At 69.3% G+C, this 23929-nt stretch carries 21 protein-coding genes and 2 pseudogenes; 5 read left to right on the top strand and 18 right to left on the bottom strand.

All coding sequences use genetic code 11. The features are described 5' to 3' along the window. The first annotated feature begins 33 nt into the window (after positions 1-33). Positions 34-705, top strand: a complete 672-nt coding sequence (locus tag OHA21_RS09735; RefSeq protein ID WP_328472384.1) for a DNA-binding response regulator — start codon at positions 34-36, stop codon at positions 703-705. Here OHA21_RS09735 and OHA21_RS09730 read toward each other — a convergent pair whose 3' ends face one another. From OHA21_RS09730 to OHA21_RS09720, 3 genes are all read right to left on the bottom strand, one after another. Continuing rightward, entirely contained in the window at positions 706-3336 is a 2631-nt protein-coding gene (locus OHA21_RS09730; RefSeq protein WP_328472382.1) for an AAA family ATPase, read from the bottom strand. It abuts the gene before it with no gap. Between the two features lie 103 nt (positions 3337-3439). Beyond that, positions 3440-4549, bottom strand: coding sequence for a phenylacetate--CoA ligase family protein (locus OHA21_RS09725; RefSeq protein ID WP_328472380.1), 1110 nt, complete (start codon positions 4547-4549; stop codon positions 3440-3442). Positions 4550-4587: 38 nt separating this feature from the next. Continuing rightward, positions 4588-5226: a class I SAM-dependent methyltransferase gene (locus tag OHA21_RS09720; RefSeq protein WP_328472378.1), complete on the bottom strand. Its 639-nt coding sequence runs from the start codon at positions 5224-5226 to the stop codon at positions 4588-4590. 43 nt (positions 5227-5269) lie between these two features. Between OHA21_RS09720 and OHA21_RS09715 the strand changes: the two genes are divergently transcribed. Beyond that, positions 5270-6178: a helix-turn-helix transcriptional regulator gene (locus tag OHA21_RS09715; protein ID WP_328478355.1), complete on the top strand. Its 909-nt coding sequence runs from the start codon at positions 5270-5272 to the stop codon at positions 6176-6178. 441 nt (positions 6179-6619) lie between these two features. Further along, complete coding sequence (locus tag OHA21_RS09710; protein WP_328472376.1) at positions 6620-7804, top strand: SRPBCC family protein; 1185 nt, start codon at positions 6620-6622, stop codon at positions 7802-7804. Positions 7805-7807: 3 nt separating this feature from the next. On the opposite strand, the gene OHA21_RS09705 is transcribed toward OHA21_RS09710, so the two are convergent. The 12 genes from OHA21_RS09705 to OHA21_RS09645 are packed head-to-tail and all read right to left on the bottom strand — an operon-like array spanning position 7808 to position 20134. Further along, positions 7808-8695 carry a carbohydrate ABC transporter permease gene (locus OHA21_RS09705; RefSeq protein ID WP_328472374.1) on the bottom strand — a complete coding sequence of 296 codons (888 nt, stop codon included), beginning with the start codon at positions 8693-8695 and terminating at the stop codon, positions 7808-7810. Beyond that, positions 8692-9582 (bottom strand): carbohydrate ABC transporter permease, encoded by an 891-nt coding sequence (locus OHA21_RS09700; RefSeq protein ID WP_328472372.1) that lies wholly within the window; start codon positions 9580-9582, stop codon positions 8692-8694. The genes OHA21_RS09705 and OHA21_RS09700 overlap by 4 nt, the downstream gene beginning before the upstream one ends. Then, positions 9579-10868 carry an ABC transporter substrate-binding protein gene (locus tag OHA21_RS09695; protein WP_328472370.1) on the bottom strand — a complete coding sequence of 430 codons (1290 nt, stop codon included), beginning with the start codon at positions 10866-10868 and terminating at the stop codon, positions 9579-9581. The genes OHA21_RS09700 and OHA21_RS09695 overlap by 4 nt, the downstream gene beginning before the upstream one ends. Then, positions 10858-11724: a nucleoside hydrolase gene (locus OHA21_RS09690; RefSeq protein WP_328472368.1), complete on the bottom strand. Its 867-nt coding sequence runs from the start codon at positions 11722-11724 to the stop codon at positions 10858-10860. The genes OHA21_RS09695 and OHA21_RS09690 overlap by 11 nt, the downstream gene beginning before the upstream one ends. Positions 11725-11734: 10 nt before the next feature. After that, complete coding sequence (locus tag OHA21_RS09685; protein WP_328472366.1) at positions 11735-12721, bottom strand: sugar phosphate isomerase/epimerase family protein; 987 nt, start codon at positions 12719-12721, stop codon at positions 11735-11737. Continuing rightward, positions 12721-14109, bottom strand: a complete 1389-nt coding sequence (locus OHA21_RS09680) for an FGGY family carbohydrate kinase (RefSeq protein ID WP_328472364.1) — start codon at positions 14107-14109, stop codon at positions 12721-12723. Before OHA21_RS09680 ends, OHA21_RS09685 begins: the two co-directional genes overlap by 1 nt. Next, on the bottom strand, positions 14102-15040 hold the full coding sequence (locus OHA21_RS52685) for a transketolase family protein (RefSeq protein ID WP_442875084.1): 939 nt from the start codon (positions 15038-15040) through the stop codon (positions 14102-14104). Before OHA21_RS52685 ends, OHA21_RS09680 begins: the two co-directional genes overlap by 8 nt. After that, positions 15037-15918, bottom strand: a complete 882-nt coding sequence (locus tag OHA21_RS09665; protein ID WP_328472362.1) for a transketolase — start codon at positions 15916-15918, stop codon at positions 15037-15039. Before OHA21_RS09665 ends, OHA21_RS52685 begins: the two co-directional genes overlap by 4 nt. A gap of 20 nt (positions 15919-15938) precedes the next feature. After that, positions 15939-16907 carry a D-ribose ABC transporter substrate-binding protein gene (locus OHA21_RS09660; RefSeq protein WP_328472360.1) on the bottom strand — a complete coding sequence of 323 codons (969 nt, stop codon included), beginning with the start codon at positions 16905-16907 and terminating at the stop codon, positions 15939-15941. Between the two features lie 16 nt (positions 16908-16923). Next, positions 16924-18000: an ABC transporter permease gene (locus OHA21_RS09655; protein ID WP_328472358.1), complete on the bottom strand. Its 1077-nt coding sequence runs from the start codon at positions 17998-18000 to the stop codon at positions 16924-16926. Next, positions 17997-19511, bottom strand: a complete 1515-nt coding sequence (locus OHA21_RS09650) for a sugar ABC transporter ATP-binding protein (protein WP_328472356.1) — start codon at positions 19509-19511, stop codon at positions 17997-17999. Before OHA21_RS09650 ends, OHA21_RS09655 begins: the two co-directional genes overlap by 4 nt. Beyond that, on the bottom strand, positions 19511-20134 hold the full coding sequence (locus OHA21_RS09645) for a DUF2291 family protein (protein ID WP_328472354.1): 624 nt from the start codon (positions 20132-20134) through the stop codon (positions 19511-19513). The genes OHA21_RS09650 and OHA21_RS09645 overlap by 1 nt, the downstream gene beginning before the upstream one ends. Before the next feature lie 232 nt (positions 20135-20366). Here OHA21_RS09645 and OHA21_RS09640 point away from each other — a divergent pair, with 232 nt between their 5' ends. Together OHA21_RS09640 and OHA21_RS09635 are read left to right on the top strand one after the other, a co-directional pair. Further along, entirely contained in the window at positions 20367-21371 is a 1005-nt protein-coding gene (locus OHA21_RS09640) for a sugar-binding transcriptional regulator (RefSeq protein ID WP_328472352.1), read from the top strand. Beyond that, entirely contained in the window at positions 21364-22857 is a 1494-nt protein-coding gene (locus OHA21_RS09635) for an apiosidase-like domain-containing protein (protein ID WP_328472350.1), read from the top strand. The genes OHA21_RS09640 and OHA21_RS09635 overlap by 8 nt, the downstream gene beginning before the upstream one ends. Before the next feature lie 305 nt (positions 22858-23162). Here OHA21_RS09635 and OHA21_RS09630 read toward each other — a convergent pair whose 3' ends face one another. From OHA21_RS09630 to OHA21_RS09620, 3 genes and pseudogenes are all read right to left on the bottom strand, one after another. Then, complete coding sequence (locus tag OHA21_RS09630) at positions 23163-23414, bottom strand: family 1 glycosylhydrolase (RefSeq protein ID WP_328472348.1); 252 nt, start codon at positions 23412-23414, stop codon at positions 23163-23165. Between the two features lie 112 nt (positions 23415-23526). Then, positions 23527-23793: pseudogene (locus OHA21_RS09625) on the bottom strand (family 1 glycosylhydrolase); the annotation flags it as partial. 26 nt (positions 23794-23819) lie between these two features. Continuing rightward, positions 23820-23873, bottom strand: a pseudogene (locus tag OHA21_RS09620) (hypothetical protein); the annotation flags it as partial. Positions 23874-23929: the final 56 nt, after the last annotated feature.

Genomic DNA, 23929 nt, shown 5'->3' with positions numbered 1-23929 from the left:
AAAAGTGGCAGTTCCCTGCAATGGCGTGGCTTAGTGGCGCACCGTCACGACATCGGCAAGGATCAGCGGACGTTTTCTGTGGTGATCGGAGGTCACGATTCCATGCTGGTGCGGATCGCTGTCGCCGATCCCCTGCCGGTCTTCCGGCACGGCCTCAAGGAGATCTTGCGCGGCGCCGGGTTCGAATCGGAGGCCCCGGACGACCTGGTGGCCTGGGTGAACGATCGACAGACCAAGGTCGTCATCCTCACCCTGCTGTCCGAGTCCGACTGGCATCTGATGGAGAGCCTTGCCCGGATGACCGCCGACTTGAGGCTGGTGGCGTTGCTGGAGCAAATGTCAGTGACTGCCTCAGTGCGTGCTCTACGGGCCGGGGCGGTATGCGTCATGGCACGCGACACCAGTCCCGCGCTACTGCGCGAACGATTCCAGGCCGTCCTCCGTGGTGAACCCATAGTCCCGGTCGATGTGTTACGTGCCTTGACCGCACCGGTCACCACGGAACCGCTGCCCGAGGGACCCTCTGCGCAAGATCGCGATTGGTTGCGCAAGCTCGCAAAAGGGATGACCGTCAACCGACTGGCTACCGAGGCGGGTTATTCCGAGCGAATGATGTTCCGCCTCCTGCGGGATCTGTACACCAGGCTGGGGGCCAGTAACCGCACCGACGCGCTCATCAAGGCCCAGAATCAGGGCTGGCTCTGATCAAAGTAGAAGCTTTCGCAACTCCGGGAGTACGTCGTTGGGCTGATCAGCGATCAGCGCGGTGAACAGTTCCCGTCGGCGCGCCCGGGCACCCGGATGATCCACAACCGCTATGGCAGCCTCGTATGCCTCTTCTGCCTTCTTTTCGTCGGCAGAGTGCAGCAGCGCAAGACCGCCCAAGGCCAAACCGCGTGCCTCGTGGAGCAGATAGCTGCCCTCCGCGAGAGGTAGCAGTTCCCCGGTGAGTTGGACAGCGGACATGAAGCACTTCCGTGTGCGATCACCCACGTCGCGGCACCGCAGCGAGGCTAACCCCTGGACGACGAGTGTCTCGGGGGCGTAGAGCCGAAGGCCGTACCGTGCAGCTACGGTGGCGGCGGCTAACGCCTCACTCGGCCGGCCCTGACTCAGTTCGGTCAAGGCGAGAGTCACTCCCGCCGTGCTGTAGAGGCTAGGATTGCCCACCTGGGCCGCCACGGAGTAGGCCCTCTTCGCGAGTCGGTACGCGGCACGGTGGTCACGCCGGTAAAGGTGCATCCTGGCTTCGAGGTCGTCGCAGCGTGCCTCACGCACGCGCTCGTCAGGCCGAGCCCTATCCCTGGCTTCGTCGAGGAGGCCGTTGGCGGCTCGTTCGTCGCCCTCCTCTGAGCTGATAAGGGCCCGTTGGTAAAGCAGGTCGATCTCGAGGCGACGGGTCGAGTCACGCTTGCCGTCCAGTTCGGCCAGCGCGGCCCGCGCCGCTGCAATATGCTCCCGGGCGGTTGTGAAGTCACCAATTTCCACCTGGCACCGCGCCAACCCAGCCAGCCCGAAGGGAATCACCGGATGCCCTGACGGATGCTCGGTGAGGAACCGATAGCCGCCTCTCGCGTTCGCCAATTGGCCGGCACGGAACCAGTAGCCACTGAGGTCCACGACTAGTTCGACCTGTTTGGCAGGATCACGGTTCATCCGGCCGGCCCACCCGATCGTGGCGATCGCCTCCTTCAAGTTTCCTTGTTGCGCCTGGGCCTGCGCCTGCAAGGACGCGTTGATCACCTGCTCAGGAAGATGACCTTCTAGGCCGCTCGCGAGTTCCTGCAGCCATGGGAGCAGTACGGCACTGTGACCCCAGCTCCGCAGGTGCCGGTATTCAAGCTGGTCCGCGAGGCGCACAGCAAGGACTGGTTCGTCGGCTCTGAGGTACAAGTCAATGGCGTGGAACGCATCCTCAAGATCGGCCAACCGCAGGGCGGTGCCACGTTCCCGGCTCGCGAAGTACTTCGCTGCCCGCCGGCGGGACTCCCGCACCGGCTCGTCGCCGATGAACGCCGCCAACCGTGCCGCCTCTGCAGCCGGCAAGTAGAACCGGTGACCGCGGTGCCTGACCAGCCGGCAGCCCGTCAGCGCGATCAGGACGTCACGCACGTCGCCCTCGTCGTCACCGCAAAGGTGAGCAACGACGTCGGGCCCGGCTGGACGGCCCAAGGCTGCCAGTGCCCGCACAACACGCTGCTGGGACGGGGCCAGCGCAGACAGGATGACCTTTGCCCAGTACGACGGCTTGTCCGCGGCCCGTAGCAGGTCGGACGCACGCACGCGGGTCACCTCCCGAGCCGCCAAAACCAATTCGGCCCCGCGAGGAATCCCGCCGGTCGCCTTGGCAACCTCCGAAGATGGAAGGTCAGCCGAGCCGGACAGACCCGCCGCAGCCAGGTCGGTCAGGAAGCCGTCGAAGTCGTCGCCGGTGAGCCCGCCGATCATCTGCACCTCGGAGAACTCGGCTAGCGGCAGCGGCTTCTGAGTGACGATGAGGACCTTCGTCCGGTGTTCGCGTGCGGTGACCAGGAGTTCCGCGAAGAGCGAATCCAGCATCTCGTCACGAATTACCCGCCCGTCCACGGAAATCAGATCCTGGGCGTCGTCTAAAATAAGCCAGATCTGCCGGTTTCCCAAGTGCGCCAGAACATCCTCGAGCTTGCTGCGGAAATCTGCCTCTGGAGCACGGATTCGCTCACCAATTCGTTGCCGCTCGACCGGATCCCCGATCGCAGTGGCCAGGCGATCCAGTACGGTCACCGCATTTACTCCAGGGTGTCCCTGAACCGCCAGATAGATCGGCTCGACTTCCCCAGGAGCCATTCGGGCGACCTCGGCTGCAACAGCAGTCTTGCCGATCCCGGGATCACCCACCAGTTGCAGGAAGACGGTCCGCGAATCTTGCAGTTCCGCCCGCAGCCTCTCCAGCACGTCGACACGGTCGCGCACTGCGACCGGCACAAACTCCGGTAGATCCGGCACCTCACGATAACCCGGACCGTCGTCGCTGGCCTCCTGCTCCGGGGCTAAGGCGGGCATCGGAGGCCGGGCAGCGCTGTCACCGTAGTAGTGGTAGGTGTTGTGCGAGTTGTGCACGCCAGCCGTCGTTGCGTTGTCGCCACCGTCGCCCCGCGGTACGACACGCTTCTCGCCGGTCATCGACATCCACACCGCGAGAATGACCATCAACAGGAGAATGACCCCTACCCACAGCCATGGCTCTTTTTGAATCAGGTTGGCTGGCCAAGGCCAATCGCCTGGCACGGTCGCCGCCTCCACGGCAATTCCGATCACCCCGGTCAGGAGCGCGGCCAAAGCAACCAGCAACGACAACAGAAGCCGTCTAGGAGATTGCACGCGCCACCTCCATCCAACCGGGCGAGTCTCAGATTGACACAGTTTCCCCATTGATCGCTATCGGTTGAAAAACGATCTTTCAAGGTCGGGTGTAGCGATGCTTCACGCCCGGCGGGAAGAATTCCGGGTCGCCGGTCGCGCGCAAGTCCACCTGCGGCAGCTGGTATTCCGCGGGCACGTAGTGCGCGAACTCGCTGTTGAGCCGCAGCAGCTCGGTGCGGATGGACTCCGCTATCGTCGCGGCCAGCTCAGGTGTGCCGGTCCCGCCGGGCGCCAGCTCGACCGCCACCCGCAGGCGCCGGTCGCGGTCGGCGTCCTCGACGCTGCGCAGCACGAACTTGCCGGTGACCTGGCCGGCGACGTGTAGGCGTTCCAGGCCGACGGTGACGTTCTCCCGGTAGAGGTTGGCGCCGAAGAACGAGACGGTGAACAGCGACCGGCCGAAGACCCAGACGAACGGCAGCTCCGGTCCGTCCCCGGGATCGAAGTCGTGGTCGCGGCAGAGCGTCATCAGGTCGGCGTGGTTGATCAGCCCGCCATCGTCGGCGATGTGGTAGCGCATGAGTGGCAGCGCGCCGTCGGCGGTGAAGGCGAGCGTGTCGCCGACCGTCTCGAAGAAGCGGGTGGCCGGGTCGTACTGGACCAGGGTGGGCAGGCGGCCGTCGCCGAACAGCGGCGTCGCGATGTCCGGGCGGTCGGCGAGGAACCGCCTCACGCGTACGCTCAATGGGGTTTCGTTGCCCAGGACCCCGGCGTCGGCCGTGCCGTAGAGGGACGCCACGTCCGTGGCCGGGTCGGCCATGCCGGCCCGGGCGGCCACCAGGTCGCGCCAGGCCTCACTGAAGACCTCACCGGCCAGCACGATCTTGATTCGGTACGCGGACCAGCCGGCCCCCGCGTCGATGACGTTCTTGATGAACGGCGGATAGCCGAGCAGAACGACCTGGTCGAAGAGCGGCCCGAGTTCGGCGACCACCCGCAGGATCTCGGCGACGTCGTTGCCGGGCGTCGCGACGGTGATCGGATGGCCGCGGGCGGCGAGGTCACGGCAGGCGGCCGTGGTGTACATGCCACCGACCCAGTTGCCGAGCGCGAAACAGCCCACGGCCAGGGTGCTGCGCTCGGCGGCCCGGAAGCCGTCCACGAAGACCTGTTCGAAGCGGGCGGTCACGGCCTGTTCGTCGAGCACCGAGCGGGGCCAGACGGTGGGCCGGCCGGAGCGGCGCCTTACTTCGCGGCGCGGTAGAAGACGTGGCCGCCGAAGCGGTCCTTGCCGCGGCCGTTCTCGGTCGCCTCGCCGAAGCCGGCCTCGCGCAGCGCGGCCAGCACCCGGCCCGGGAGGTTGCCGACGAGGTGGGGATGCTTGTGCGCGACCTTGCGGCCGGCCCGGCCCTCGGCGGACATCCCGGCCACGTCGACGATGTGCAGTTCGCCGCCGGGCCGCAGCACCCGCCGGATCTCGGCGAGGCCCTGCCGCGTCTCCTCCTCGCGCAGGTGGTGCAGCATGAACGACGAGAGCACCCGGTCGAAGCCGGCGTCGGGGAACGGCAGGCTCGACGCGTACGCCTGCTTGAACTCGATTTCCAGGCCGGCCCGGCGGGCCTTGCGCCCGGCACGGCGCAGGCCGGCCGGATCAGGATCAATGCCGGTCATCGGTACGCCCGGCGTGCGCCTGCCCAGCGCACGGAGCAGATTGCCGGTCCCGCAGCCGATGTCGAGCACCCGGTGCCCGGGCCGGATGTCCGCGCGATCGAGCAGTGCCGCGTGCATCTTCGGCACACCCCAGATGCGAGTCAACGGGTCGTAGAGGAAGAGCAGCCAGTGCTGCCCCATGGCCGGCAGATAGTCCTGGTTGGTGGTGGCCATTCCACGCTCCGATCAGACGATGTTCGGTCTTAAGATGAGTCTCATGCTCGGCGAGTACACGGACAACGGCGGATCTGTGGAGGGGATAGCACTTTCTTCGGCTGTCGTCGGGTTCGATCGGCGGCCCGGCGCGGCGCCGGTCAAGGCCGGCCGGATCCCCCGCGATTCGTGGGCGCCCGGCTGGACGCACGCCCACGACTTCCTGGTGCTCTTCTATGCGCACCGGGCCGACGGCCGGATCCTGCTCGACGGCCGCACCTGGACGGTCTCCGACGGCGACCTGTTCGTCATCGCCCCCGGCCAGGTCGTCTCGTTCATCTCGCCGCACGACGAGGTCGTCGAGGACGGCTGGACGGCGTCGTTCCCAGCCGACGTGATCCGGCCGGCCGGGGCGTACCCGTCGTGGCGCGCTCACCCGCTGCTGTTCCCGTTCGCCCGCGGCGCCGACCGGGCCCAGCGACTGCGCGTGCCGCCGGCCGAGCGGGCCGCCTGGTTCGACCGTTTCGCCGCGCTGGACGCCGAGTTGCGCGACCGGCACGACGGGCATCACGAGGCCGCCCTGGCCCACCTGACCCTGCTGCTCGTCGCCACCTCCCGGCTGACCGCCGGCGTGCCGGACGAACTGCGCGCCGGCGACGAACCGTTGCTGGCAGCAGTGTTCGAACTTGTCGAGCAGCGTTTCCACGAGCCGGTCTCACTGTCCGACCTGGCCGCCGAACTGTCCCTGACCCCCGGCCACCTGACCACCGTGGTCCGGCGCAAGACCGGCCGCACCGTACAGCAGTGGCTCACCCAACGCCGAATGCAGCAGGCCCGCCGCCTACTCGCCGACACGGACCTGACGGTCGCCGCGATCAGCCACCGGGTGGGCTATCCCGACGTCAGCTACTTCATCCGCCGCTTCCGCACCGACCACGACATGACCCCCGCCCAATGGCGAGCCGCAGGCTGACCATGCCGGGCCGAGCCAGGCAGGGCCGGGCCAAGCCGGGCCGAGCCGGACCGGGGCCGGGCCGGGCTGGGACGAGCCGGGCCGAGCCGGACCGGGCCGGGCTGGGACGAGCCGGGGAACGGCCGGAGAGGCCGAGGCGGGAAGGCCGGGCCGGGGCTGGAAGCCCTTCGAGTCCAGGTCGCGATGGGTGTTCAGGAACTGGCCTTCGGGCCATCTGGCTGGGAAGCACGGCGGGCCAGTGACGCATGAGTTCCCGAACGCCGCCACGTCCGCGGCGGGTGTAGGTACACCCGCTACGGATGTGGCCGTCTGACTGGAAGGTCTCTCCGGACAGCGCTGGCCGCCGGGCGCACCGATCTGCCACAACGCCCGAGCGCGTCGCGTCGCCCGCCCTCACCGCTGCGAGGGCCTGGGTGGTTGGGGTAGAGACGGCAGAATGTTGTGGTGACGCCTGTTGAGGAGCTTGCTGCGCGCTGCGCCGATGCTGTTGGGGGGACGGTGCGGTCGGTGATTTTGCATGGGTCGCTGGCGGCCGGTGGGTTTCGGGCCGGCCGCAGCGACATCGACCTGCTGATCGTGGTCGACTCCGGGCTCAGCGATTCGCAGGCGAGCGCGCTTGAAGAGGTGGTCCGCGAGGCGGACGTTGGCGACGCCTCGGGGATCGACCTGCATGTGGTCACCGCTGACGTGGCGGCGGTGCCGACCCGGACGCCGGCGGTGGAGCTGCAGGTCGGCCGGTATCCGGGTGAGTTCGAGGTGGAGCGCCGGCGGTCCGAGGCTCCCGACCTGCTCGCCGAGCTCTCCATGGCCCGCGCTCAGGGGCGCGCCCTGGTCGGCGCCGCGCCGGTCGAGGTGATCGCACCTGTGCCGCATGCCTGGGTGGTCGACCGTGGCCGGCATTGGCTGCGGACGTGGCAATCGCTCACCGACGACACTGAGCACGCCGCGTTCATGGTCCTCACGGCCTGCCGCATGTGGCGCTTCGCCGCGGACGGGGTGCACTCCTCCAAGATCGAGGCCGCCGAGTGGGCGCTGACGCGGAACCCGTCACTGACGGTGATTCGGCAGGCGGTGCGGCAATACACCGACGATCCGGCGGTCACCGTGGATGAAAAGGGGATCGCCGCGTTATTGGAGACCGTCCTCCGCTTCGAGGGGCCGATGACCGAGGATGGTCCGATGACCGAGCGCATCGTGACTGCTGCCCGTGAGATTTCGGCCGCCGCGGCGGACATCTTCGAGCTGATCGCCGACCCGTCGCTGCAGCCGAGCTGGGACGGCAACGACAACCTGTCCGAGGCGGCCGCCGGCCAGCGCGTCCGGGCCGTCGGCGAGGTGTTCACCATGACCACCACGAGCGGCAATATCCGGGAGAACCACGTCGTCGAGTTCGCCGAGGGCCGGCTGATCGCCTGGCGGCCGGCCGAGCCGGGCCAGAACCCGCCCGGCCACCTGTGGCGATGGGAGCTGGACCCGGTCGACGCCGGCCGGACCCGGGTGACGCACACCTACGACTGGACGCAGCTCACCGACGAGCGGCGCCTCCCCCGGGCTCAGGCGACCACCGCCGACCGGCTCCAGGCTTCCCTGGATCGCCTGGCGACCCGGGTCAACGCCTCCGAATAAGGGTCAGCCCTTGGCGGCGCCGGCCGTCAGGCCGCCGACGATCCAGCGTTGCAGGAATGTGTACGCGATCAGGATCGGCACCACCGCGATCAGGATGCCGGCAGCGAGTCCCGTGCTGTTGTTGGAGAACTGGCCCTGGAAGTTGAGCAGCCCGACCGGGATCGTCTTGTTCGCGTCCGAACTGAGCAGGATCAGCGCGAACAGGAACTCGTTCCAGGTCGCGACCGCGTCCAGGATCAGCACGGTGACCAGTGCGGGCGCCGACAGCGGCAGGACGATGGTCAGGAAGATCCGCCACGCCCCGGCGCCGTCGATGCGGGCGGCCTCGATGATCTCGTCCGGGATCTGCCGGATGAACGACTGCAGGACCAGGACCTCGAACGGGATGCCGAAGGCCAGGTACGGGCCGATCAGGCCGATCAGACTGTCGGTCAGCCCGGCGCTGCGGGCCATCACGAACACCGGGACGATGGTGATGTAGATCGGGATGGTCAGGCCCAGGAACACCGTGTACATGATCGCCGCGCCGAAGCGGATGCGCAGCTTGGCCAGGGCGTACGCCAGCATCGCGGAGATGAAGACACCGAGCGGCACCTTGAGGACCAGCAGGATCGTGCTGTTGCGGTAGGTGTTCGCGAAGTTGCCGATGTTCCAGGCGTCGGCGAAGTTGCCGAACGTGAACGAGCCGGGCCAGGACAGCGGACCGTTCGCTACGAAGTCGGAGAGCGGCCGCAGCGCGGTGATCACCAGCAGCACCAGCGGGGAGATCCACACCAGGGCGGCGAGCGCCATCAGTACGGTCGTGCCGGCGCCACCCTGCGGCCGGGGCGGCCTGCCGGCGGGCGCGATGGTCGCTTCGGGCAGCGCGGCGGTGGGCGCTACGGAGGTCATGCCGCGTGCTCCTTCGTCTGGGAGCGGACGTACGGGATGCTGACCGCGACCGCCACCACGGTGATCACGACCGCGATGGCCGTGCCGTAGCCGGCCTGGTTGTACTGGAAGACGTTGAAGTACATCCAGGTGCCCATGACCTGGGTGGCGGTGCCCGGACCGCCGTACGTCATGGCGTAGATCAGGTCGAAGACCTTGAACGAGTCGATGACCGACAGCGCGATGACGACGTAGTGCGCCGGGCGCAGTCCGGGCATCGTGATGTGCCAGAACTGCTGCCACCGGCCGGCGCCGTCAACCGTCGCGGCCTCGTACAGCTCCTGGCTGATCCCCTGCAACGCGGCCAGGTAGAGCAGCATCGGGAAGCCGACCCGCAGCCAGATCGCGGCCACCATGGTCGCGCCCAGCGCCGTCGAGTCCTGGCCGAGCCACGGCTGGGCCAGGCTGTCCAGGCCGATCGCGCGCAGGAACGCGTTGATCGCGCCGTACTGCGGGTTGTACAGCCAGCCCCAGATCGAGGCGACGGCGACCAGCGGCAGCACGGCCGGGGTGTAGAAGAGCAGCCGCAGGATCGGTTTGCCGCGAACCTTGCCGTTGAGGGCGACCGCCAGGGCGAGCCCGAGCACGACCGGGACGACGACGGTGACCACGGCCCAGATCAGGTTGTTGATCGCGGCCTGGATGACCACCGGGTCGTTCGGCATGTTCGTGTAGTTGTCGAGCCCGACCACGTTGTAGGTCGCGCTCAGCCCGTCCCAGTCGGTGAAGCTGAACCACAGTGACGACATCGCCGGGTAGACCAGGAACAGGAAGTAGGCCAGCAGCGCGGGCGCGGCGAAGGCCCAGGCGACCAGGCCGCTGCCGTGCCTGGTCCGGCCCGTGATCATTTCTGCCAGCCCTTGATGACCACCTGCATCTGCTTGGCGGCCTCGGCCGGGTTGGTCTTACCCTGCAGCACGTCGCTCTGGATCGCGAAGTACTGGTCCGCCTGCTTCTTCGGGAACGCCTGGTCCTGGATGGTGTAGAACGGCTGCTTGCCGGAACCCTGCGACCACTCGTAGGACAGCGGCAGGGTCGCCTGGTCCGGTTCGGCGCCGGCCACGATCGAGGCGGTGATGTTCATGGCCTTCTGGGTCTCCGGCTTGATCAGGAAGTCCAGCAGGGCGGCCGCCATGTCCGGGTTTCCGGCCTTGGCGTTGATCATGTAGCCCTCGACGAACCCGGAGTGCCGGGCCGGCTCGTGTCCGGTCGGGAACGGGAAGACGCCGAAGTCCGCCGACTTCTTGCCGCCGGCCTGGATGCCCTGCGCCTCGGTCCACGGGCCGGTGATCGTGTACGCCGTCTTGCCCTGCACGTACCACAGCTCCACGTCAGCCGGGTCGAGGCCGATCGCGCCCTCCGGGATCCACTTCTGGTCCTGCCACTTCTTGAAGTTGGTGAAGGCGGTGACCACCTCGGGACGGTCCCAGCTCTCGGCGCCGGTCAGCAGTTTGTCGTGCAGTTCCGGACCGGCGGAGACTTCGAGCAGGTATTCGTACAGTCGCATGACGTGCCAGCCGTACTTGCCGGCGGTGCCCAGCGGGGTGACGCCGGAGGCGAGGATCCTGGCGTTGGCCTCTTCGAGTTCCTCGTAGGAGGTGGGCGGCGCGGTGACCCCCGCCTTGGCGAACGCGGCCTTGTTGTACCAGGCGCCGATGCCCAGAGCGATGTACGGCAACCCGCCCTTGAGCCCCTCGAAGGTCATCCCGGACACCGCGGCCGGGTTGAGTTTCGACGCCCACCCGTACTTGTCGTAGTAGGCGCTCAGGTCCATCGCCTGCTTGGCCTTCACGAACGGCGCGCCGATCTGGCCACCCCAGATCCGCCACACGTCCGGGCCCGTGCCGCCGAGCAGTTCGGTCCGCAACTTGTCCGGGTAGACCGCGGCACCGGAGCCGGGCAGGGAGTCGACCGTGGTGGTCGTACCGTTCTGCGTGTCGAATTGTTTGATCTGGGCCTTGAGCAGGTCGATCGTCGAGTTGTCCTCGTAGGTGAACAGCCGCAGTTCCTTGGACCCGGTGTTCGTCGGCGCATCCGAGGCGCCGCCGCCGGTGCAGGCGGAGAGCCCGGCAGCCAGGGCGGCGCCTCCGCTGAGGGTGAGGAACGTGCGTCGGTTGAAAGCGCTATCTGTCATGGCGAACTCCAAAGCGGCGAATCTTCGCGAACATGTCCTCGATCAGGAACCGGACGTCGACGGTCTCGACGACCCGGACGGGATTGCCGGAGCCCGGCAGGTAGTGGCCCTCGGCGCCGAAGCGGGGCGCCGGCACGGTACGGAACTGGCCGCCGCGCGGGTAGAGCAGCAGCGAGATCGCCGGAGAGTCGCCGAGCGAGCGGGACTCGATGGGTTCCGGGTGGTAGGTGGCGTTCCACTCGACCAGCTGCTTGATCAGGTAGTCGGCGAGCGCGGACGTGCCGCCGATCTTCTCCTCCAGTTCGGCGTAGCCGACCGATACCTGCGAGTAGACATTGGAGGGCACCTGCCAGACGGTGATCCCGGAGTCGAAGACCACGTTGGCGGCGGCGATGTCGTTGCTGAGGTTGAACTCGATGCCCGGGTAGGTCTCGATGCCGCCGTAGCCGATGCCGCCGATCCAGATCACCACGACGTCGCGGTGCACGATCTCCGGGTCGAGCAGGATCGCCGAGGCCATGTCGGTCAGCGGCCCGAGGAACGCGACGTACAGCGGGCCGAGCCTGCTCTCCTCGATGATCAGCTGGGCGCCCGGACTGTCCTGCGGGGTGGTCTCGTCGGGGATCGGCCCGGCGGCGCCGTTGGCCACCGTGACCTTGCCCTCCAGGTCCATCAGCCGCAGGAGCAGGTCGATCTCCTCGCGAGACTCGAACATGCTGCGGTCGCTGCGGCGGGTGCCGAAGTGGGCGGCGATCAGGCCGCGGACGTCGAGGGTGGGTGAGAGCAGGGCGTGCACGATGGCGAACTGGTCGTCGGCCTCGTTCTTGGCGTCGGTGTTGATGATGACGCGGCGCATGGCGGTCTCCTCACTCGGGAACGGGACCGAAGAGGGCGTCCTGCACCAGACGCTGGGCGGCCATCGCGTCCTGCCGTTCCTGGGCCTCGGCGAGCGCGGCGTCGTCGAGCCGGTCGAGAGCGCGGTGGATCCGCTTCAGCGTGCCGATCGCGGTGCGCGCCGCGTCGACGCTGTCTTCGCGGAACGGGAACTGGTCGAGCTGCCAGACACCCTCCCAGTTGTTCTTGCGCAGGGTGTGGAAGAACTCGAAGATCTCGGTGAGGTGCACGGTGCCGACGACCAGGTCGTCGTCCCAGCCGCGCAGGTTGTCGTTGACGTCCATGCCGTAGAGCCGGCCGTGGTCGATGATCAGCTGGGCGGCGTCGGCGGGGGACTCGCCGCCGTACAGGCTGTGCCCGAAGTCGAGCAGGATGCCGACGTTGTCGAGGCCGATCTGTTCGATGCCGAGCAGCGTGCGCGCGGCCGAGTCCCAGGTCATCTTGACCCGTGGTTCGCGCGGCTTGTACTCGATGGCGAACTTGAGGTCGGGGTGCGCGCCGGCCAGCTCGCGCATCCCGTCGACGGCGAGTTTCCACAGTGTGCGGTGGTCGACCTGGAACGGGTAGTCCCAGCCGTCCTGGCCCGGCCAGATCTTCACGTAGTCGGCGCCGATGTCACGCACGATGCCCGCGGCCTCATGCATCAGATCAAGAGCAGCCTTGCGTACGCCAGGGTCAGGGTTGGTGAACGAACCACGGCTGAACTTTCGCAGGTAGATCTCGGGGGTGATGCCGATCGCGGTGAGGTTCTGCGCGGCCAGGGCGTCCTTGACCTCGGACAGGCCGACACCGGGCGTGAACGGGTAGTTGAGGTCGACCACGGACAGGTCCTCGACCTGCCCGGCCAGCTCGATCGCGTCGAGGGTGGTCCGGGCGGGGCCGTAGCCGTCGGTGGCGTACCGGTCGACGTAGGTGGCGAAGTGCCACAGGCCGGCGCCGAAGCGGGGGTACTCGGTCATCAGGGCCTCCGGGGGTGCGGGATGGACGGGGTGCGGGCCCGGGCGAGCGCGTCGCGCCAGGCGGAACGTTGCGCGGCCCGGTCGCCGGGCCGGGGGCGGAACTCGTCGTAGTCGAGCGGCGGGCGAAAATCACCCGCCAGGAAGGCGGCGCCGAGAGCGGACAGGTTCGGGGTGCGGGCCCGTTTCACCGGTACGCCGAGCAGGTCAGCCTGGATCTGCATGAGCAGGTCGTTGCTGCTCGCGCCGCCGTCGGCGAGCACCGCCTCGGCGCCGCCCATCGCGTCCACCACGTCGGCGACCTGGTGGGCGATCGACTCGACGGCGGCCCGGGCCAGCTGCGCCGGCCGGGTGCCGAGGGTCAGCCCGCTCAGCACGCCGACCGCGGTGTCGTCCCACCACGGCGCGGCCAGCCCGCCGAAGGCCGGCACCAGGTGCACACCGTCGCTGCCGGCGTCGACGGCCATCGCAGCGATCCGGTCCGGTTCGGTGCCGAGCAGCTCGGCCAGCCAGGCGACGGTGGAGCCGCTGGACCGGATGTTGCCCTCGACGGCGAGCCGATCGTTCCAGGCGACGGTCAGGCAGACGCCGTCGTTGTCGACCTCGCCGAGGCGCATCACCGACGAGCCGGTCCCGTAAGTGACCTTGACGCCGTGGTCGGCCTGGTCGCCGTGGGCGTACAGGGCGGCGTGCGAGTCGCCGAGGACCGCGGTGATCGGCAGGCCGGCCAGCACTCCCCCGTGCTCGCCGATCCGGCCGAGCTGCCCGGACGAGGGTGTGATCTCGGGCAGGGCACTGTCGGGCACGCCGAACAGGCCGAGCAGGTCGGGACTCCAGGTTCCGGTACGCACGTCGAGCAGTTGAGTGCGCGACGCGTTGCCGACCTCGATGTGGTGACTGCCGGTCAGCGCGTGAACCAGCCATGCGTCGATCGTGCCGACGGCCGCGTCCGGTGTGCGGTCGAGCAGCCACCGCAGCTTGGCGGCGCTGAACATCGGGTCGAGGGGAAGACCGCTGATTGCGCGTACCCGATCTGCCTGGCCCTTGTCCCGAAGGCCGTCGCAGATCGGCTGCGCGCGCTGGTCCTGCCAGCCCAGCACCGGACCGGCCGGCAAACCGGTCCGGCGATCCCAGACCACCGCGGACTCACGCTGGGTGCTGAATCCGACCGCGGTGATCGCTTTCTTCGGTACGCCGCTCAGGCACTGCGCGGCGGCGGTCCGCACGCTGTCCAGGATCTCGGCGGCGTCCTGCTCGACCCAGCCCGGCCGGGGATACCGGATCGGCACCGGCGCGCTGCCGGTCGCCACCACCGCACCGGACGCATCGACCAGCAGGCACTTCGTGGAGCTGGTGCCCTGGTCGACGGCGAGGACGAGATCCTCAGGCATCGGCGCGGGCCAGGTGGACGGCCGCCGTCCGGATGTCGGCGGCGGTGAGGCCGAAGTGCGAGAGCAGGAAGGCGGTGTTGCCGGTCGGGGCGAACTCGCGCGGCACACCGAGCATCCGCATCGGCACCGGGTTGCGTTCGGTGACGACCACGGCGGCGACGGCGGCGCCGAGACCGCCGGTGGTGGTGGCCTCCTCGGCGGTGACGATCGCCCGGGTCTCGCTGATCGCCTGCCGGATGGCCGGCTCGTCGAGCGGGGCGATGGTGGACATGTTGAGCACCCGTACCGAAACGCCCTCGGCTGCGGCTTCCTCGGCGGCCTCCAGAGCGCGGGAGACCATCGTGCCGGCGGCCACCACGGTGACGTCAGTGCCCTCGCGCAGCCGGCCCGCCGTGCCGAAGGTGAACGGCGCGTCACCGGTCACGGCCGGCACCTTGAACCGGCCGATCCGCAGGAAGACCGGGGTGGCGGAGGCGGCCGCCCAGCGCACCGCCGCGCGGGTCTCGGCCGGGTCGGCGGGGACCACGATGCCGAGCCCGGCGATGGCCCGCAGCCAGGACAGGTCCTCGATCGAGTGGTGGGTGGGGCCGAGTTCGCCGTACGCCATGCCCGGGCTCATCCCGCACAGCACCACCGGCGCCTGGCTGTAGGCGACGTCGGCCTTGATCTGTTCGAGGGCCCGGCCGGTGAGGAACGGCGCGGCGGCGCAGACGAACGGAATGTAGCCGCTGAGCGCCAGACCGGCCCCGACGCCGACCATGTCCTGCTCGGCGATCCCCACGTTGATCATCCGGTCCGGGAACTCCGTGGCGAACCCGACCAGGTTGCTGGAGCCGACCGAGTCGTTGCAGACCGCGACGATCCGCTCGTCCTCGCGGGCCAGGTTGATCAGCTCCTCGGCGAACGCCACCCGGCAGTCGAACGTGCTCATCGCGCCAGCTCCGCCGTGGCGGCACTGATCTGCTCGGCGCTGGGCACCTTGTGGTGCCACTCGACGAGGTTTTCCATGAAGGACACGCCTCTTCCCTTGATCGTGTTCGCGATGATGCAGGTAGGACGCTCGGTGCGGGGCGCGGTGAGCGCCTCCAGCAAGGCCAGGTGGTCGTGGCCGTCGACCTCGTGCACGTCCCAGCCGAAGGCCCTCCACTTGGCGTCGAGCGGGTCGAGGCCGTTGGTGTCCTCGGTACGGGCACCCTGCTGAAGCCGGTTGCGGTCGACGACGGCGGTGAGATTGGCGAGGCGGCGGTGCCCAGCGGTCATCGCCGCCTCCCAGTTGCTTCCCTCCTGCAGCTCGCCGTCGCCGAGCACCACGTACACGTGCCGGGCGGACGCGGCGAGCCGGCCGGCCACTGCCATGCCGACCGAGACCGGCAGGCCGTGGCCGAGTGGCCCGGTGTTGGTCTCCACGCCGGGCACCTTGACCCGGTTGGGGTGGCCGTTGAGCGGTGACATCGGTGCGATGAAGCTGTCCAGTTCCTCCTCGGGGAAGAAGCCGGCCGCCGCCAGCGTCGCGTAGAGCGCGCCGGCGGTGTGGCCCTTGCTCAGCACGAACCGGTCCCGGTCCGGCCAGTCCGGCTTCTCCGGGTCGACGCGCAGCACGGCGAAGAACAGCGTGGTGAGAATGTCGAGGACGGACATGTCGCCGCCCACGTGACCCAGGCCGGCCCGGCCGATCATGTGCAGGTCGGCGGTGCGGGACTGGTTGGCCCGCTGCCGCAGCATCTCGCGGCGGCGCTCGGGCCCGGCGTCGGTGATCTCCTGCCGGAAGCGGCGCCAGGCGGCGGCGGTACGGGGGTCGGCGGCGAGCATGCGCGTCCTTTCCGAAAAGATCAGGAACCGGTGACGGCGAAGTTGGTGACCGACTTGGCGTTGTCCGGGTTGACCAGGACACAGTCGATCGACTGCTTCTCCGGCTGGTCGGCCTTGCCGGTCTTGATGTAGGCGTCGGCCTGGTCGACGGCCATCTCCGCGATCTTGCTGGCGGGCTGCAGGACGGTGGCCTTGATGCCGTCCTTGAGGATCGAGTTGACGACGTCCGGGCTGCCGTCGAAGCCGACGACGATGACGTCCTTCTTGGCGGCCTGCACGGCGGCGTACGCGCCGAGCGCCATGGTGTCGTTGCCGGCGATGATGCCCTTGATGTTCGGGTGCGCCTGCAGGATCGTCTGGGTCTTGCTCAGCGCTTCGGCCTGGTCCCAGTTCGCGGTCTGCTGGGCCACCATCTTCAGGTCCGGGTACTGGTCGAGGATGCCGTGGTAGCCCTGCGAGCGGACACCGGCGTTGGTGTCGGTGGGCTTGCCGGTGAGCTCGGCGTACTCGCCCTTGCCGCCCATCAGCTTGGCGAACTCCTGGCCGCCGAGGCCGGCGCCCTGCGCGTTGTTGGAGACGATCTGCGCGACCGCCACCCCGGTCTTGTTGATCTCCCGGTCGATCAGGAAGGTCGGGATCTTCGCGTCCTTGGCGCGCTGGATCGCGGCCACCGAGGCGTCCGCGCCGGCGTTGTCCAGGATGATCGCGGCGGCCTTGCGGGAGATCGCGGTGTCGATCTCCTGGCTCTGCTTGGTCGGGTCGTCGTCGTGGCTGAGCACCAGGGTCTCGTAGCCGAGCTTCTCGGCCTGGGCCTTCGCGGCGTCCTGTTCGGCCTTGAAGAACACGTTGTCCGGCGACGGCGTGATGATCACGACCAGTTTGGACGCGCTCTCGGTGTTTGTGGTCTCTTCCGAAGAATCGCCGCCTCCGCAGGCGGCCAGGGCCAGGGTCAACGCGGCGCCGACTGCGATCAGGGTTCTTCTCAACATGGCGGGACACATCCCTTCAGGAGGTGCGCTTGGTGAGGTTGGACTGCAGGCGCTGCTGGGCCTGCTCGGTGATGACGGCGAAGATGATCACGGCGCCCTTGACCACGGACTGCCAGAAGGTGGAGACGCCGACCAGGACCAGGCCGTCGCTGAGGAAGCCGATGACGAAGGCGCCCATGACGGTGCCGACGATGGTGCCGCGGCCGCCGGCCAGGGCGGTGCCGCCGAGCACGGCTGCCGCGATCGCGTTCAGCTCGTAGGTGGTGGCGGTGTCCGGGTAGGCGGCGCCGAGCTCGGAGGTGAGCAGCAGGCCGGCCAGGGCGGCGCAGGCGCCGGAGATGACGTACACCGCGATCTTGATCCGGTTGACCCGGATGCCGGCCAGGATGGCCGCGCGCTCGTTGCCGCCCACCGCGTAGATCTGGCGCCCGAAGGGCGTCTTGGTGGTGACGACGATGGCGGCCGCGGCGACCAGCACCATGATCCAGACGGCGACCGGGATGCCGAGCACGCTGTCCACCCCGATGAAGCCGAAGCCGGTGTTGCCGCGCTCCGGCGTGCCGGCCAGGTCGGGGAAGGTGCCGCCGTCGCTGAGCAGCTGTGCCGCGCCGCGCGCCACGTAGAGCATGCCGAGCGTGGCGATGAACGGCGCCACGCTGAACCGGGTGATCAGCAGGCCGTTGACCGCGCCGACCAGCGCGCCGACCAGGATGCCGAGGAGAATCACGACGGCGACCGAGAAGAACAGCGTGCCGCCGGGCATGCCCAGCCCGCTGAACAGCAGACCGCCGGAGACCATGCTGGCCAGCCCGGCGATCGAGCCGACCGACAGGTCGATGCCGCCGGTCAGGATGACGAAGGTGACCCCGATCGCGAGGATCGCGTTGATGGCCACGTGCTTGGTCATCAGGATCAGGTTGCTCTGGGTCAGGTACTCGCCCGAGACCGAACTGAAGAAGATCACCAAGAGCACGAGGACCACGAGGGTACGGCCACGCAGCAGCAGAAGCGCGACCCTGGCTCCGCGGCCGGACCGTTCCGGCCGGGGAGCCGCCGCAGGCGGGGCGGGCTTGGCGAGGTGCGTGCCGGTCATGGGCCGGCCTCCAGGACGCGGTCGGATGCGGAGGCGGCGACCAGCGCCTCCTCGGTGACGTCGGCCGCGGTGAACTCGGCGGTGATCCGGCCGCGGGCCATCACCAGGACCCGGTCGGCCATGGCGATCACCTCGTCCAGCTCGGACGAGACGAACAGCACCCCGAAGCCGCGCGCCGCGAGGTCGGCCATCAGCGCGGCGATCTGCGATTTCGCGCCCACGTCGATACCTCGCGTGGGCTCGTCGAGCAGCAGCACCACCGGCTCGGTGAGCAGCGCCCGGGCGAGGACCACCTTCTGCTGGTTGCCGCCGCTGAGCGCGGTCACCACGGCCGACTGCCCGGGGATCTTGATGGCCAGCTCGCCGACCTTGCCGGCCGCGGTGCGCTGCTCGGCGGAGCTGGACAGCAGGCCGCCGCGGGTCAGCCGGGCGAGGGTCGCGAGCAGGATGTTCTCGCGTACCGACATGGTCTGCACCAGGCCGTCGCGCTGCCGGTCCTCCGGCACCAGGGCCAGCCCGGCCGCCATCCGGGCCTGGACCGTGCCCTTCGACTCGGCTGCGCCTCGCACCAGCACCTCACCGGCGCCGGCTTCGCGCATCCCCATCAGGCATTCCACCAATTCGGTACGCCCGGCGCCCATCAGCCCGTACACGCCGACCACCTCCCCGGCCCGGACGGTGAACGAGACGTCGTCGACCGCGACGGTGCCGGGCACGCTCAGGTGGCGCACCTCGAGCAGGACCTCGCCGACCGGGGAGCTGTTGCGGGTGAACAGCGAGTCCGGGTCGCGGCCGACCATCTGCTGCACGATCCACCCGGTGTCGGTGCGGCTCATCGACTCGTGCGCCACCAGGCTGCCGTCGCGGAACACGGTCACCCAGTCGCCGATGCGGCGGAACTCGTCGAGCTTGTGCGAGATGTAGATGACCGTGACGTCCTGCTCGCGCAGGTCGCCCATCACCCCGAACAGCACGTCGACCTCGTGGTTGGACAGCGCCGAGGTGGGCTCGTCCATGATCAGGATGCGGACGTCCTCGAGCAGCGCCCGGCCGATCTCGACGAGCTGCTGCTGACCGATCGGCAGGTCGCCGACCAGCGTGTCCGGATCCAGGTGCTCCTGGCCGAGCCGGGCCAGGACCTCCCGGGCACGGCGGCGCTGCCCGGCGGCGTCGACGAACCGGCGGGCCCGGCGCAGCTCCCGGCCGGCGAACAGGTTCTCGGCGATCGACAGATTCGGGAAGAGGCTGAGCTCCTGGTGGATGATGCCGATCCCCAGCGCCATGGCGGCCCGCGGGGTGGGCAGGTGCACCGGCTCGCCGGCGAGCAGGATCTCGCCGCTGGTCGGCTGCTCCGACCCGGACAGGATCTTCATGAGCGTGGACTTGCCGGCCCCGTTCTCCCCGACCAGCACGTTGACCTTGCCGCGGTACGCGGTGAACGTGACGTCCTTGAGAGCCCGGACGCCGCCGTAGTTCTTGCTGATCCCGCGCGCGACGAGCAGGTCGCTCATCAGCTCACCGCCAGCTCGGTCGGCACCAGGAAGATCGTTCCGGGTGCCAGGGCGGAGAACGCGCCGTAGAAGTCGACCTTCTTGCCCTCGGCGCCGTCCAGGTCGACCTTGGCGATCACGTCGGTCTTCACCTGGTTGTTGATCTGGTTGGCGACCTCGGCGTAGTCGATCTGGTTGGTGAAGTCGCCGAACGCGATGAACCCGACGGCGTCGCGCAGCGCGGTGCCGGCGATGACCGGGCCGGTCGCGATGGTCAGCTTCAGCGGCTCGCCGCCGGGGCGGGGCACCTCGACGGTCATCGGGCCGGTCGGCACCGAGGTGTCGATCTCGGTGATCGTGCCGGAGCCCTTGACCATGTACGCGTACGGGCTGGTGGTGCCGGCCCGGTGGCCGTACTTCTCGCCGGCGGCGTCCGGGTCCTCGTCGATGGCGGCGGCCACGGTGACCACGTCGGTGGCCTGGTCGTGGACCGTGGGCACGATCTTGGCCACCCAGTTCTCGGCCACGTAGGACTGCGGGTCGGCGGCGCCGCCCTGAGCGGCGGAACCCTGGCCGTCCTTCTCGTAGACGTAGACGCCCGGGACCCGGGAGCAGCCGACCGCCAGCGCCGCCAGTGTCGTCACGAGGAGGAGGAGGAGGAGGAGGGAAGCGGCTGACCGGCGCGAGATCACCTTCATCTGAATATCCATTCACTGGCGATTGGCCATGCAGCTACTGTGAACCTCGATGTCGCACCTGTCAACGATTGATGTCCTTGAGTCCGCGACTGCGCCTCCGCACGGGCGCTCAAGGCTGAATGGATATTCTCCTAGCGGATTCGGGGACGCACGCTGCACGTATCGGAGGGGACCTGTGGTGGACGGCTACACGGCGGCACGCGCGACCGGGCTGGACGACCTGGCCACCGACCAGATCCGGCTGCTCACCAAGGTCGCCCGGATGTACCACGAGCGCGGGATGCGCCAGCCGCAGATCGCCGCGCAGCTGCACATCTCCCAGCCGCGCGTCTCCCGGCTGCTCAAACGGGCCGTCGAGCTCGGCATCGTCCGGACCACCGTGATCGCCCCGCGCGGGGTCTACGCCGAGCTCGAGGAACAGATCGAGCAGGCGTACGGGCTGACCGAGGTGATCGTCGCCGACACCGACGACCACGACGGCGAGGCCGAGATCATGCGGGCGCTGGGGGCCGCCGCCGCGGTCTACCTGGAGACCACGCTGATGGGCGGTGAGCGGATCGGCGTCTCGTCGTGGAGTTCGACGATCCTGGCCACCGTGGAGGCCATGCATCCCCGGCCGACGCAGGTCGCTGAGCAGGTCGTACAGATGCTCGGTGGGGTGGGGAACGTGACCGCGCAGACCCAGGCAACCCGGATCACCGGGCGGCTGGCCGCGCTGACCGGCGCCCGGGCCGTCTACCTGCAGGCGCCGGGGCTGCTCGCCTCCGGCGACATGCGGCAGATGTTCATCAGCGACCCGAACATCGCGCCGGTGCTGCAGGCCTGCGACGACCTGACGATGGCGCTGGTCGGCATCGGCAGCATCGAGCCGTCCCCGCTGCTGCGCGAGAGCGGCAACGCGGTCGCCGAGAGCGAGCTGCCCGCCCTGCGCGAGGCCGGCGCGGTCGGGGACGTGTGCATCCGCTTCTTCGACGAGGACGGCCGGCACGTCGTGTCCGAACTCGACGACCGGGTGCTGGGCATCGGCGCCGACACGCTGCAGGCCGTCCCGCGGCGGGTGGCGGTGGCCGGCGGCGCCCGCAAGAGCACCGCGATCAAGGCCGCGCTGCGCGGGGGCTGGGTCAACGTACTGATCACCGACCTGCAGGTGGCCCGCAGCCTGATCGCGAGCCCTGATGTCTGAGATCGTCCTCACCGCCGCGTCGGCGATCGCCGACGCCTACGCCACGGTCGACGTCTGGGCCGATTTCGTTCACGACGACGGCACGGTGCTGCGCCGGCCGGCCTTCTACGACGGCGACCGGACCTGGCGGATCCGCTTCGCCTCCCCCATCGGGCACGGCAGCTGGCATTGGACCAGCAGCGCGTCGGTCGCCGACCCCGGGCTGCACGGTGTCACCGGCTCTTTGGAGGCCACCGCAGCTTTCGAAGGGGAGCACGGCTTCTGGCGGATGTCACCGGGCGGCCGCAGCCTGGTGCATGCCGACGGCACACCGGCGCTGCTGGTCGCGGACACCGCCTGGGCCCTGCCGTGGCGGGCCACCGAGGAGCAGGCCCGGGTCTACGCGCAGGACCGGCAGGCCAAGGGCTTCAACGCCGCGCTGCTGATGTCGGTGCAGCCGGACATGCGCGCCACCGGGCCCCGCGACCGTACGGCCGACGAAGGCTTCGACGTCGCCTTCGAAGACCTGGTGGACGGTCACCTGAATCAACTGAATCCCGGTTACTTCCAGTACCTGGACCGGCTCCTCGACGTGCTGCACGCGCACGGCATCGTCCCCGTGCTGCAGCCGGTGTTCCAGGGCTTCGGCTGGAAGGGACTCGATGTCGCCGGGACCGTCGTGCCGCCCGCCGAGTACGCCCGCTACTGCCGGTATCTCGTCGCCCGCTACGGCGCCCGGCCCGTGATCTACCTGGTCGGCGCGGACGGGACCGGCGCGGAACCGCAGATCGAGGCCGGTGGCCGGGAGGTGCACGCCTGGGACTGTTACGGCCAGCCGACCGGTATCCATTACCGGCCGCACAGCCGCGCGCAGGCGCATCAGGACGCCGACTGGCTCGACTTCCAGTGGTGCCAGACCGGGCACGGCGGCGAACACGTCCCGGAACGGGTCGCCGACATGTGGCGCAACCAGCCGGTCAAGGCAGTGGCCAACGGCGAACCCACGTACGAGCAGACCGGCCACCCCGATGTCGGCGCGGGCTGGTGGCAGGGCCATGAGGCGTGGAGCAACCTGTGCGCCGGTTCGACCATGGGCGTGGTCTACGGCGCGGCGAGCCTGTGGCAGTGGGTGCTGCGCGACGGCGAGCCGGGCCACGCCCCGTACTTCCTGGCCCCCGACGGCAACTGGCAGGACGCCCTCGACCGCCCGGGCGCCACGTACGTCGGCCTGCTCGGGCAGATCCTGCGCGGCCTGCCCACCACCGACATGGCGCCGGACTGGGAGACCTTCATCACCGGCCGCTCCCTGCGGGTGCCCGGCCTCCTGCACATCGTCTACCAGGACCACGGCCAGGCCCTGCCGATGATGCAGGACCGCGGCACACCTCCGGACTACCGCATCGTCGACCCCACCACCGGCGACGTGCTCGGCGCCGGCCACCTGCGCCCCGGCGGCACCATCCCCGCCGACCCGGCCCAGCGCCCCCGAGTAGTCATCTTCAGCTGACCCCGATGACATGCGTAGCCGCCGGCCGGCCGCACCCAGCCGGCGCTGAAGCATGGAATGCGGCCGTGATGACATGCGTGGCCGCCAGCCGGTTGGCCGCCCTGAGGGCTGGCTGATCTTGCGGAAGCGCCCACGTGCCACGGTGAGCTCGGGTGCGGCGAAGCGGAGGCCGGCGTGGCCGGCCATTTTCGGGGAACGGGCGGCGGTTCAGGCCTCGGCGACGGAAGGGCGGGCGTCTCGGATGATGCGGGCGAAGGCGTGCGCGCTCGGCTTCGGGTGGCGGGTGAAGTCGTCGTCGACGGCGATCAGGCCGAAGCGGGGCGGTAGCCCTCGCTCCACTCGAAGTTGTCGAACGCGGACCAGTGCAGGTAGCCGCGCACGTCGACGCCTTCGGTGATCGCCTGGGCGAGGGCGGCGACGTGGGATTCCAGGTACGCGACTCGCTCGGTGTCGTCCGTCGTGGCGATGCCGTTCTCGGTGACGTACAGGGGCAGGCCGGTCGCGGCGGCGCGGTGCAGCATCTCGCGCAGCCCGTCGGGGTGTACGGCCCAGCCCATCTGGGTGATCGGGACGCCCGGCGCCGTGACGGCGAAGAAGAACGGCGACGGCGGGCATCAGGTCGCCCAGCGACGACGTGACGAACGAGCAGTAGCGGGCGAAGAGCGCGACGGCGTCGGGTGCGAGCCAGCCGCCGCGGGCCGCGAACCAGCGGGGCAGCGTGAAGTGGTGCAGCGTGATGAACCCGGTCATGCCGGTGCCGGCCAGTGCGGTGAGGACCCGCCGGTAGTGGCCGATGGCGGCGCGGCTGAATTCGCCGAGTGCGGGTTCGATCCGGGACCACTCCAGCGACAGGCGGTGCGCGTTGTGGCCGAGCGAGGCCAGAAGCGTGAAGTCTTCGGCGTACCGATGGAAGCGGGGTGGTGTTCGAAGTCCCACCAGTCGTTGTTGGTGTTGCCGCCCTCGACCTGGTGGGCCGCGGTGGCGCTGCCCCACAGGAAGCCGTCCGGGAAGTGCACCTGTCTCCTTTCAGCGGTCCGGCCGCCGGGGAATACGGCGGCCGGACCAGGGGCGA

The sequence above is a fragment of the Actinoplanes sp. NBC_00393 genome (assembly GCF_036053395.1).
Lineage (GTDB): Bacteria > Actinomycetota > Actinomycetes > Mycobacteriales > Micromonosporaceae > Actinoplanes.
Note: the sequence above shows the minus strand (reverse complement) of the source record. Positions and strands in the feature narration are given on the sequence as shown.